The sequence below is a fragment of the Kibdelosporangium banguiense genome, assembly GCF_017876405.1.
GTDB classification, from domain to species: Bacteria; Actinomycetota; Actinomycetes; order Mycobacteriales; family Pseudonocardiaceae; genus Kibdelosporangium; species Kibdelosporangium banguiense.
The window spans coordinates 12073868-12085586 of record NZ_JAGINW010000001.1 but is presented as its reverse complement, the minus strand read 5'-3'; the positions used below and the strand labels follow the sequence as shown (position 1 = coordinate 12085586).

Annotated in this window: 6 protein-coding genes; 2 read left to right on the top strand and 4 right to left on the bottom strand. The window is 64.7% G+C overall.

The window, feature by feature from the left end:
• Positions 1-124: 124 nt before the first annotated feature.
• Complete coding sequence (locus JOF56_RS54065; RefSeq protein ID WP_245378795.1) at positions 125-2071, bottom strand: pentapeptide repeat-containing protein; 1947 nt, start codon at positions 2069-2071, stop codon at positions 125-127.
• A gap of 1250 nt (positions 2072-3321) precedes the next feature.
• On the opposite strand from JOF56_RS54065, the gene JOF56_RS54060 reads away from it, so the two are divergent.
• The gene (locus tag JOF56_RS54060; protein ID WP_209647209.1) at positions 3322-3699 is read left to right on the top strand and encodes a Het-E N-terminal domain-containing protein; all 378 of its coding nucleotides are present in this window, start codon (positions 3322-3324) and stop codon (positions 3697-3699) included.
• 8 nt (positions 3700-3707) lie between these two features.
• A complete protein-coding gene (fxsT, locus tag JOF56_RS54055; RefSeq protein ID WP_209647208.1) occupies positions 3708-6011 on the top strand; it encodes an FxSxx-COOH system tetratricopeptide repeat protein in 2304 nt (767 codons plus the stop codon).
• A gap of 762 nt (positions 6012-6773) precedes the next feature.
• Here the strand turns inward: fxsT (JOF56_RS54055) and fxsT (JOF56_RS54050) are convergent.
• From fxsT (JOF56_RS54050) to JOF56_RS54040, 3 genes are all read right to left on the bottom strand, one after another.
• Positions 6774-9356 (bottom strand): FxSxx-COOH system tetratricopeptide repeat protein, encoded by a 2583-nt coding sequence (gene fxsT, locus JOF56_RS54050; RefSeq protein WP_209647207.1) that lies wholly within the window; start codon positions 9354-9356, stop codon positions 6774-6776.
• A 434-nt stretch (positions 9357-9790) separates the two neighbouring features.
• Positions 9791-11089 carry a DUF2252 domain-containing protein gene (locus JOF56_RS54045; protein ID WP_209647206.1) on the bottom strand — a complete coding sequence of 433 codons (1299 nt, stop codon included), beginning with the start codon at positions 11087-11089 and terminating at the stop codon, positions 9791-9793.
• The gene (locus tag JOF56_RS54040; protein ID WP_209647204.1) at positions 11086-11697 is read right to left on the bottom strand and encodes a helix-turn-helix domain-containing protein; all 612 of its coding nucleotides are present in this window, start codon (positions 11695-11697) and stop codon (positions 11086-11088) included. The genes JOF56_RS54045 and JOF56_RS54040 overlap by 4 nt, the downstream gene beginning before the upstream one ends.
• Positions 11698-11719 lie beyond the last annotated feature (22 nt).

Here is an 11719-nt window from a genome sequence, read left to right as displayed (position 1 = left end):
GCTTCAATACGCACCAAGCTCAGGGAGTACCTGCAGGTCAAGGCTGCAGTCGATCACGATAGACGGAACCACTCAAAATTCGTTTGGCGGCGCCGGTTCTACTGGCCACCGCAAGGCTCCTCCGTCATCGTTTGACCCGGGCGCGGACCGCAAGTACGGCTAAAGCGAGGAACAGCGGGCCTAGAAAGCGGCCAGTCATGACTGTCCACGTGCCAGCAGGAGTGAGTTTCTGACCGGCATCGCGGAAGGCCACGGAGCCAAGCGCAAGTTGGAGCGCTTTGCCTGCCCTGGTCCAGGTCCAGCATTGTCCGGGTGGCGGTAGAGTCGCCGGCGCGTCGCGGATCTGCAGTGCAACGGTCTGCTGTGTGGTCGGTGATGACGCTGGAAGCGTGCCGGTGACCAACTGTCCAGGACTGTCTCCCGGAAGCCCCCAACCCACTAGCAGGACAGTGAGAACGATGACGAGCACCGCGAGGCCAACGACGGCACGCAGCGCGCGCTGGCCGTAGCCGGAGACCAGCCAATAGGCGGAGAGCACGACCCGATCACGTAGAGGGCCGGCATGCCTGCGGGCTTCCATCTCCCCGTAGTAGAAGTCACCTGCGCCAGCCTCGTCCTTGCCATCCTCCAACGCCTTGCGCAGCGACCGGTACAGGACTGCCAGCCGCTCTGCCCCAACCTCAACTGCTGCATCTCCACTACCAAGCTGCTGCCAGCCTGCGGCCTTGCTTGTCCGGCCCTGACGACGCCACGCGTGCTCCTCAGCAAGGACTTGGCGACTGGTCCACCGCCACACTGGCAGCCATGTCCACCCGGCGCGCCAGCCAGAAGGTGGCCGGTGAAACGGGCTTCGCCCCTCGATTCGCAGCTTGTCCAGATGATGGGCGCCCGCAAACCTGCACCAACGCAAGTCGACGTCCGTGAGCACCAATTCACTGACGTCCGTGCCTTGCAGCGCCACCAGTCCGGGCACCCACTCGTCGGTCCGGGTGCCGATCCTCTCGCCTTCGATCTGGGCGCGATGTTGGGCAGCTCGGGTTGGCCACCCATGGACCTGGTCTTCAGAAGCCGACACGACAGTCTGGTTATCGGACGTCCGGAAATGCTGTGATCGGCCTTCCAGAGATGACGGGCCGCCAAAGGACACCTGCTGGAGGCTGACGTTCGCGTGCCGTACCCGTAACGTCACCCCCGCCTGAAAGCGCGCACGATCGCATGAAACCCAGCCAGCCTCGAGCTCCACCACCACCAACTGAGAGAAGACCGCGCTAGATAGCCGCACCTTCACTGCTATCAACGGCCCCAGCGTCGCCGCGGAATCAAACCTGGCGAAATCGAACCGCGCCTCGTCACTAAACTTGGCACCCTTAAAACCTGCGGCGGCCTCGAACGTCGTCTCGTCGAACCACGCGGCGGCCTCGAACGTCGTCTCGTCGAACCACGCGGCGGCCTCGAACGTCGTCTTGCCGAATCGCGCGTCGCCCTTGAACGTCGTCTCGTCGAACCACGCGGTGTCCTTGAACGTCGCCCCGGTGAACTGCGTGTCGCCTTTGAACGTCGCCTTGTCGAATCGCGCGTCGCCCTTGAACGTCGCCCCGTCGAACCACGTGTCGCCTTTGAACGTCGCCTTGTCGAATCGCGCGGCGCCCTCGAACGTGGTGCCCTCGTCGAACCACGCGGTGTCCTTGAACGTCGCCCCGGTGAACTGCGCGGCGCCTTTGAACGTCGCCCCGGTGAACTGCGCGGCGCCCTCGAACGTGGTGCCCTCGTCGAACCACGCGGTGTCCTTGAACGTCGCCCCGTCGAACCACGTGTCGCCTTTGAACGTCGCCTTGTCGAATCGCGCGGCGCCCTCGAACGTGGTGCCCTCGTCGAACCACGCGGTGTCCTTGAACGTCGCCCCGGTGAACTGCGCGGCGCCTTTGAACGTCGCCCCGGTGAACTGCGCGGCGCCTTTGAACGTCGCCCCGGTGAACTGCGCGGCGCCCTCGAACGTGGTGCCCTCGTCGAACCACGCGTCGCCCTCGAACTGAGCATGGTCAAATCGGAGAATTCCGAACCGGGCGACCATCCGTTCCCCATCTGCTGCTGAGAGCGCCTTACGGACACTCGACAGCAAGCCAGGGGCGAAGGTGGTGCCACGTGCATCTAAGTCATCACCAGGGTTGATGTCTTGGACAGCCCGCTCCAAGTCCTCTGGATCAAGGTGAGCTAGGCAGCGGGGAAAACCCCTGGCTTGGACGCCGAAACAGCCTGGCTCAATCTCTGCTAGGCAGGTGGGCCAGTCTGGTGTGAAGTCCTTGACGGCTTCGTCAGGTGATGCTGACACTGCGACTTTTCGGAAATCGGGCGCCCGCCGTTACTCGTCAGCATCAGTGAGTGAGTCTGTGGCAACCGCGTGGTCGACTGTTCTCCTTGGCTAGACCAATCCGTCTCTGAGCCGAGCTGCCCCCAACTGATCCGTTCCCGCCGGACCTCGCCACAAACCTGAACAACCTCTCATCCGCCTGGGAGAAATCTGGGAGAAGAGGCCCCGGCAGACTGGCCCGGACGCCTTCTCAAACCAACGCGTACCAACGCCTCTCAGCTGGTCTTTTGCCTATCGGTCGAGGTCAAGGATGGCAGTAGACCTGGTTGTGGTCCAGGAAGTCGCGGGTTCACGTTCGTCACTCGAGCCGGAGTGAGTTGGTGTTGGCGGCCATGCGAATTTACCCGTGGACGGTCATCGGCGCCTGCCCGGTGGCGGCCACAACATTACCGACGGTAGCCGCTTCGGCCGGTAGAGATCGCTGAGGTTCGGACCCCGGGCGCCCGGATCTGCCGGCGGCCGCCGCCGGCCACGACGATCACCTGGGCGATCCGACGGCGCAGCCCGGAACGGTGCACCCGACGTTTCGCTGGTGCACCAACACGTTGCTCTACCACGTCGGTACAGCCCAGGGCAGGCAGCCGCAGCGCTCCGGCCATCATGGACGCGTCAACCACATTGGCTCATTGTGCGACGGCTGGCGGGCCGGCGGTGAGCGCGACTGGCCAGTCTCAGTCGCAGTCTCACTCATAGCCGTCCAGGGCGGTTCACGGCCGGCCGTGCAACCGGGTCTACCTGGCTGAGTGGCCAGGCCGAACTCAGGTGAACACCAATACTCAGACCTCGAAAGCGGGAACAACTTGACTTCTGCCACTAGGTTCGACTTCAAACACGGCCCTTGCTTTATGGCGATGCGAGTCGGTTACTCCGATAGGGCGATGGTGCTCCACCTGTGTACCGCGCTGACCAGGTGTCCCGATACTGGGTGATCGAGTGCGAGAAGGGATTGCCTGATGATCGAGTCGGTGGACTTTGTGATGGCTGCGTTAGCGGCGGGTGCGACTGCCGGGTTGACCGACACGGCATCCCAAGCGGTGAAGGACTCCTATGCGGCGTTGAAGGCGCGGGTGACCGGCGCGCTCGGTGGTGGTGACAGTGCAGTGGTGGACGAGCTGGTGGGCAGGCCGGTGGAGCGTCAGCAGGAGCTCCGGGAAGCACTTGTGGCTGCCGGGGCTGACGCCGATCCCGAGTTGGTCGCTGCAGCGCGCACGGTGTTGGAGACTGCCGATCCTCAAGGGGCTCAGGCGGGAAAGTATGTCGTCGATCTGCGTGACAGCAGGGGTGTGCAGGTCGGTGACCACAACACCATGACGCTGAACTTCAACGAATAGCGTCCCAGATGGGGACTCCAGGCCCGGCGACTGACGGCACGCGAGCAACGTCCGATGTGGACGCGCGGGGCAGCAAGGGCGTACAGATCGGCAACAACAACACGATGTCGCTGTTCCCGCGCCCGGATGTGTCGTGGCCCGTACGTGTCGGGGTGGTGCCTCAGGCGGCCGATTGCTACCAAGATCGCGACGCGCAGCGGCACGTACAGCAGGCGTTAGCTGACGACCGCGCAGCAGTGGTGCCGGCCGCGACGGCGGTGCTGTTCGGGCTGGGAGGGGTGGGAAAGACCCAGATGGCCGCACGTCACGCGCGGGGTGTGTGGACCGACTCGTCTGTGGATGTGGCGGTATGGGTGGCGGCGACCTCGCGTGACGCGGTGATCACCGGTTACGCCCACGCGGCGACTCATCTGCTGGTCGGCGCTGAAGGTGCCACGCCCGAGCAGGCCGCGGCATCGCTGTTGGCGTGGCTTGCGGGGACGGATCGGCGGTGGCTGATTGTGCTCGACGACGTGCAGGCGCCTGCCGACCTTCGCGGCTTGTGGCCGCCATCCGATCGCACCGGGCAGGTGATCGTCACTACCCGGCGGCAGGATACCGCCCTTGCCCGTGCCGACCGGCATCTCATTGAGGTCGGGGTGTTCACGGCCCCCGAATCGAAGGCGTATCTAGCCACGAAACTTCCGGCCGCCGCGAGTACGGCTGATGGGGTCACCCAACTGGAGGGATTAGCCGATGACCTCGGACACCTTCCGCTGGCTCTCGCTCAAGCCGCGGCCTTCATCGCCGACAAACCTTTACTCACGCCAGCCACCTACCGCAGGCGTCTGGCGGACCGCCGCAAAGGCCTGGCCGAGGTGCTGCCTGACGATCAGAGCCTGCCCGACGACCACCAGCAGACCGTCGCCGCTACCTGGTCGCTGTCGATCGAACTCGCCAATCTGCTGACTCCTGTCGGTTTGGCACGCCCATTGCTGGAGATCGCATCTGTTCTGGATCCTGTCGGCATCCCCACCGGCGTGGTCATCAGCCGCGCCGTCTGCGAGTACCTCACCCGTCGCGCTGGACGGGATGTTGACCTAGAGACAGCCGGTGACACGCTGGGCTGCCTGCATCGCCTGAGCCTGATCACATTCGACACCGCCCAGCCAATCCGTGCGGTGCGGGTGCATGCGTTGGTCCAGCGGGCCACCCGTGACGCGGTATCGGCCGATCGGCTGGGCGAGGTGGCAATGGTTGCCGCCGATGCGCTGCTGGAGATCTGGCCGGAGGTCGAGCGGGACGCTGACCTGGTTGCAGTGTTACGTGCCAACACCGCTGCCCTGCACGCCGCCGCCGAATCTCACCTGTGGAACCCCGATCTCGACATCGGCGGCCACCCAGTGCTGTTCCGCGCCGGGAATAGCCTCGGCACGGCCGGACAACTCAGTCAGGCCGTCACTTACTACGAACACCTGCACACCACCGCCACCCAACACCTCGCCGTCGACCATCCCGACACCCTCACCATCCGCCACAACATCGCCCGCCAGCGGGGCGAGGCCGGTGACGCCACCGGGGCCATTGAAGCATTGGAACACGTGCTAACCGAGGAGTTGCGGGTGTTGGGTGCCGATCACCCCAGCACCCTCACCACCCGCGGCAACATCGCCTACTGGCGGGGGGCAAGTGGGGACATCGCCGGGGCCGTCGAAGCATTCGAACTGTTACTGACCGACCGACTGCGAGTGTTAGGACCCGACCACCCCAGCACCCTCACCACCCGCGGCAACATCGCCTACTGGCGGGGCGAGGCCGGCGACGCCACCGGGGCCATTGAAGCATTGGAACACCTGCTGACCGACCGACTGCGAGTGTTAGGACCCGACCACCCCAGCACCCTCACCACCCGCCACAACATCGCCCGCTGGCGGGGCGAGGCCGGCGACATCGCCGGGGCCATTGAAGCATTCGAACACCTGCTGACCGACCGACTGCGAGTGTTAGGACCCGACCACCCCAGCACCCTCACCACCCGCCACAACATCGCCTACTGGCGGGGCGAGGCCGGCGACGCCACCGGGGCCATTGAAGCATTCGAACACCTGCTGACCGACCGACTGCGAGTGTTAGGACCCGACCACCCCAGCACCCTCACCACCCGCCACAACATCGCCCGCTGGCGGGGCGAGGCCGGCGACATCGCCGGGGCCATTGAAGCATTCGAACACCTGCTGACCGACCGACTGCGAGTGTTAGGACCCGACCACCCCAGCACCCTCACCACCCGCCACAACATCGCCCACTGGCAAGACCGCAGGAAACTTCCCTAGTTACCATGATTGAGCACCTAGCTGAGCGGATTCGGCGTCCGTACAGCTGGCGCCGCCAGAGGCGAAGCCAGCTTCAGGTGGCACTCTGCACCCCAGCAAGCGGTGACCACCTCGGGCGGGACTTCACTGGCCCCGACGGCAGGCTGAACGGATCGAGCCTCCGTCCAGATCACGTCGACCCGCGTGTGTCCATAGTGGTCTTTCTCTTAGCGACGGAGAACGAGCGCAGCTGTGGGGCATACACGGGCGCGTTGCCTCATCGGTGGCTGACCTTGGCAGATAGCCGCAGGTCAGAGCCGGTATTGATCAAGAGCGACGGGCCCACTCAAAATCCGTCCAGTGTGCGTTCGAGTCGCCCGGGTTGGTCGGACACAGTCTCAACCGGCTGGCCACCTTGGCGGCCACGGCCGGTCCGGCGCGCGACTCGTGTCACCTCCCCGACGAAGCGGACCGGTACGACCGTGGGGATCCTTCGTGGGAGAAATCTGGGAGACGAGCTACCGATCGACGTGCCCGGACACCTCCGCAGACCAACGCACACCAACAGCTCTCACCTGGGCTTTTGTCTAACAGTGGAGGTCGGGAGCGGTGGTGGCCCTGGTTGTGGTCCAGGAAGTCGCGGGTTCGAGTCCTTTGACTCACCTCAGGCCAGATGTCCTTCTCTTCAGTCAGTAAAAGGACATCTCGTTCGTGCAGACCCAACACCCAAAGATCATTCTGTTTCAGGTGGATACACATGCTCAGACTTCGAAAGCGTGCGATTCAGTCGTCCGACTGTGTGTCGGCAAATAGCTGTTTCCGCCAGCGGGCGATCTGGCTGCGGGTGTTCAGGGTATTGGGATGGTCGGCACCAAGGACCCGCAGGCTGTCGGTGAGCAACTCCTCAAACGCGGCCAAGGCACCCGCCGCGTCCCCGGTCTGCCCGCGCCAGTAGGCGACGTTGCTACGCGTGATCAGGGTCTCAGGATGGTCGACACCAAAGACCCGCAGGTCATCGGTGAGCAACTCCTCAAACGCGGCCAAGGCACCCGCCGCGTCCCCGGCATCCCCACGCCAGCGGGCGATCTGGCTGCGGGTGTTCAGGGTGTTGGGATGGTCGGCACCAAGGACCCGCAGGCTGTCGGTGAGCAACTCCTCAAACGCGGCCAAGGCACCCGCCGCGTCCCCGGTCTGCCCGCGCCAGTAGGCGACGTTGCTACGCGTGATCAGGGTCTCAGGATGGTCGACACCAAAGACCCGCAGGTCATCGGTGAGCAACTCCTCAAACGCGGCCAAGGCACCCGCCGCGTCCCCGGTCTGCCCGCGCCAGTAGGCGACGTTGCTACGCGTGATCAGGGTGTTGGGATGGTCGACACCAAAGACCCGCAGGCTGTCGGTGAGCAACTCCTCAAACGCGGCCAAGGCACCCGCCGCGTCCCCGGCATCCCCGCGCCAGCGGGCGATATGACCGCGGGTGGTCAGGGTGTAGGGGTCATCGGCACCAAAGACCCGCAGCCGGTCGGTGAGCAACTCCTCAAACGCGGCCAAGGCACCCGCCGCGTCCCCGGTCTGCCCGCGCCAGTAGGCGACGTTGCTACGCGTGATCAGGGTCTCAGGATGATCGGCACCATAGACCCGCAGCCGGTCGGTGAGCAATTCATTGTAGGCGGCCAAGGCACCCGCCGCGTCCCCGGTCTGCCCGCGCCAGTAGGCGACGTTGCTACGCGTGATCAGGGTGTTGGGATGGTCGACACCAAAGACCCGCAGGTCATCGGTGAGCAACTCCTCAAACGCGGCCAAGGCACCCGCCGCGTCCCCGGCATCCCCGCGCCAGCGGGCGATATGACCGCGAGAGGACAAGATGTCGGGGTGATCGGCACTCAGATAACGGACAGCGGTGTCCCGTAAACGCTGAAAGTATTCGGTAGCGGCGGCGGCCAGTCCTCCCTCCCCGAGGCTGCGTCCCGCGCGGAACAACACTGCGTGGCCCTCTGGGTCCCAGAGGTACTCACTGCCGGCCGCGTTCAGTGCGTCAGTGTTGACGCGCAGCACTTGGCCCAGAGCCGTGTCGCGTTCAACCTGAGGCCACACCTGGATCAATGCGGTAGCAGCTGTGCGCGTCACAGTGCGTAGACGAGCCGGGGACAGGCCTTCACGTGTCGCGCGCTGCACCAAGGCGTGCACACGGACCGCTCGAGACGCGATGCTGGGCTCCCACGTGATCAGGCTCAGTCGACGTAGACAGCCCAGCCCGTCTCGGCCGTCCTGTTCATTGATGTCGCGTCCCGCCTCCGCGGTGAGCAACTCCCGGACGGCAGGTGCTGTGAACACGTTTGTGGGGATTCCGTTGGCGTCTAACAGGCTTGCTATCTCTAGCAAGACCCCTGCCACCCCTACCGGTTCCAGACTGTTGGCCTGTTCGATCGACAATGACCACGTCGCGGCGATCGTTGCCTTGTGCTCGTCAGGCAGTTCTTCGGTATTGGGCATCAACGAAGCCAGGCCTTGCCGCCGATCGGCCAGCCGCGCCCGGTAGTCGGAACAACTCAACTCCCGATCACGCATGTAGGCGCTGGCCTGCGCGAGCGCGAGCGGGAGGTTTCCCAGATCTCGTGCCAACTCAACGGCATCATCGGCAACGACCTGCGGACGGTCAGCGAACGCGGCGTGTAAGTAGGTGAGGGCTTCGGCAGGGGTGAAGACGCCTACCTCAATCAGGCGACGGTGATGACCACGTAGTGCCGAGTCCTGACGTCGCGTGGTCACCACTGCCCGCCCGCGCATGCCATGTGGGGGCCAAAGCCCTCGTATGTCGTCCGGGCTCTGTAGGTCGTCGAGCACCACCAACCACCGCGCTGACGTGCCGGCCAACCACTCCAGACAGCGCCGCGCACCGTGCTCGGAATCGGGATCGTCGATTCCGGTCACGTCCGCGGCCACACGGGCGTAGCTCGACACGATCGCATCCCGAGAACTGGCTGTGATCCAAACCAGCAGATCCACTTCGCCCGTAGCCCAGACCTGTTCGGCGTACTCGACCGCCAACTGGGTCTTGCCCACCCCGCCTAAACCCAACACCACGTCGGTTCCGGCACCCACATGGGACGCCAGAACAGCGGTACCGACCTCGCCTACCGCCAGCGATACGAGTTGCGCTGCTGCGCGGTGTTGGAACGACGCTGCCCGTGGCGGCACGATCCCGGCTCGATGCGGCATACGGACAAGCGGGCGGACGGCTTTGTGGTTGTGGAGATGTTGGTGCACGTCGCCGGTGATCGAACCTGCCTGGACTACGGGCCCTGATACCTCGCCCTCAATGGCGTTCTGGATTTCGCGATCGGGATGCCGATCGTGGTGAGGGTCCATCTGTGCGGTACTTCCTTGACGTCGCAGCAACCGACTAGACCAATCTGCACACCACTGAGTTAGCGAGTTGGGCAGAGCGGTATCCAACGTAGTAGCCAGGACAGGTCAGAACACTACCCCGATAGAAGGAACTAGTGAGACGAGCTACGAAATAACTGCAGGTCAGTACGTACCTGTTGAGACCGCCCATGACTTGTGAGACTCACACGGCGCCGTTCACACCGGAGAGGTCACTGGTTCGATCCCAGTATCGCCCACAGGCTCAGGCGGTCTGTGTTCGCGGAAAGCGCGAACCGGGTCGCCTGTCGTCATGTTGGGGGGCCGAGCCCCCCAAACCCCCACGTTGCCTTTGGCTGCTTTCCAGCTGGGCTGGGTTGAAATAGGTCTTGTGAGGTGGCCCCTGACCGAGCGGGTCAGGGGCCATAAAGCTGGGGTTATAGGCCGGGGACTTTGTCGTTGCGGAAGAGGTCGACGAAGATTTGGTGGTCCTGGCGGGTTCGGTGGCCGTAGGTGTGGGCGAAGTCGACGAGGTGGGTGACGAAGCCGCGTTCGTCTTTGTCGACTGCCGCGACGATTTCTTCCTCGGTGGCGAAGTTGACCAGGTCGTGGCCGGATTCGTCGTCGGCGACCGAGTGCATTCGGGCTACGGCGCGGCCTAGGTCGCCGATGACGCCGGAGAGGTCTTCGGGTTCGTTGACGTCGGCCCAGTCGAGGTCGGACGCGTAGGGGGACACCTCGGCGACGACCTGGCCTATTGCGTTCAGCTCTGTGTAGCCGAGCCACTGGTCGGCGTGGGCCTGCAGGGCCCGCTGGGATTCGACTGTGCGGTGGCCTTGGTGTTTGAAGTAGTCGCGGACGTTCTCGTCGTCTATGTGGCGGGCCACCGCGGGTACCTGGGCCTGTTTCATGTAGATGATCACGTCGTTCTCGAGGGCTTCGGTGTGCCCTTCCAGCAGGAGGTTGTAGGAGGGCAGGCCGGCCGAGCCGATGCCGACTCCCTTGCGTAGCACCACGTCTTTGACCTGGGCGGCCACTGTCTGCAGTTGGGGCAGGGTGTCCAGGTAGGCCTCGAACGCGTCGAGGACCGATTGCCTGGTCGCGTCGTCGACCTGGAAAACGCCGTCTCCGTCGGCGAACCGGCGGTCGTAGTTGTCCAGCGTGGTGTCCTGTTCCAGCAGGGCGACCCGGGTGTTGAGGCGGGCCTGCTGGAGCACTTTGAGCAGGACGCCGTTGGCGTTGTCCAGGGTGATCGAGCCGATCGCGTCGTCGCCGCCGGAGACGATGGCGCGCAGCTCGGTCAGGTAGGCCGTGGCGAACCGGGTGACCAGATCGCTGATCACCTGATCGGACAACGCCTTCGCGTAGCCGATGAGCGCGACGCTGGCCACGAACCGCTTGAGATCCCAGGTGAACGGGCCGACGTAGGCCTCGTCGAAGTCGTTGACGTTGAACACCAGGCGCCCGGAACCGTTCATGTAGGTCCCGAAGTTCTCCGCGTGCAGGTCACCGTGGATCCACACCCGGCTGGTGCGCGCGTGCAGAAAATCGCTGGCAGCGAACCCGCCGGTCATGTCGGCGTAGAACAGGCAGGCGCTGCCGCGGTAGAACGCGAACGGCGATGCGGCCATCTTGCGGAACTTCCGGCGGAACGAAGCGCGGTCCTGCGCGATCATCGCGCCGAACTCGGCCGACAGGACGTCGACTATGTAAGCCGCACGCTCTTCTGAATTCATGGGCAGAGGCTATCCAGCGGGATCAGGGATCTGCGCCGGTGCCTGTAGTCGTGCGGCGTGCACCCATATGTGGCGCGGAACAGGCGGCTGAAGTGTGTCCGGGAGACGAATCCCCACTTCGCTGCGATCACGTAGGCCAGCCGGTGGTCGAGCAGCGGGTTGTCCAGGTCGCTGCGGCAATGTTCCAGGCGCCGCGTGCGGATCCAGTCGGTGACCGAGATGCCGTGTGCGTGGAAGAGGCGCTGGAGACTGCGCACTGACAGGTGATGGGCCGCCGCGAGTGTCGCGGGGGAGAGGTCCGGGTCGGCGAGGTGCTGGTCGATGTACGAACGAATGCCGTACGCCAGGGTTTGCTGATCACAGGTGCTGATCCAGTCGTTGCCGGTGTGTTCGTGGAGGACGGCGGCCAGCAGGTCTGCCACGACGCCACCGTAGGTCAGCCGCGAGACCTGGACGGGCCCGAGCGGCGTCACCAGCACTGTGGCCCGGAAGTCGCCTTCGTGGTCACTGCGAACGCTGGTGGGCACGTGAGTGCTGTTGGCGTACTCCTGCCACGCGGCAAAACGATCCCGCGCCGGTAAGTCGTCATTCCCCCATGCGATCTTCATCGCCCCTCCTGGCACACGCGGC

Excerpts from the sequence above, each read along its gene's own strand:
- JOF56_RS54065 (WP_245378795.1), bottom strand. The coding sequence starts at position 2,071 with ATGGTCGCCCGGTTCGGAATTCTCCGATTTGACCATGCTCAGTTCGAG.
- JOF56_RS54060 (WP_209647209.1), top strand. The coding sequence starts at position 3,322 with ATGATCGAGTCGGTGGACTTTGTGATGGCTGCGTTAGCGGCGGGTGCG.
- fxsT (WP_209647208.1), top strand. The coding sequence starts at position 3,708 with ATGGGGACTCCAGGCCCGGCGACTGACGGCACGCGAGCAACGTCCGAT.
- fxsT (WP_209647207.1), bottom strand. The coding sequence starts at position 9,356 with ATGGACCCTCACCACGATCGGCATCCCGATCGCGAAATCCAGAACGCC.
- JOF56_RS54045 (WP_209647206.1), bottom strand. The coding sequence starts at position 11,089 with ATGAATTCAGAAGAGCGTGCGGCTTACATAGTCGACGTCCTGTCGGCC.
- JOF56_RS54040 (WP_209647204.1), bottom strand. The coding sequence starts at position 11,697 with ATGAAGATCGCATGGGGGAATGACGACTTACCGGCGCGGGATCGTTTT.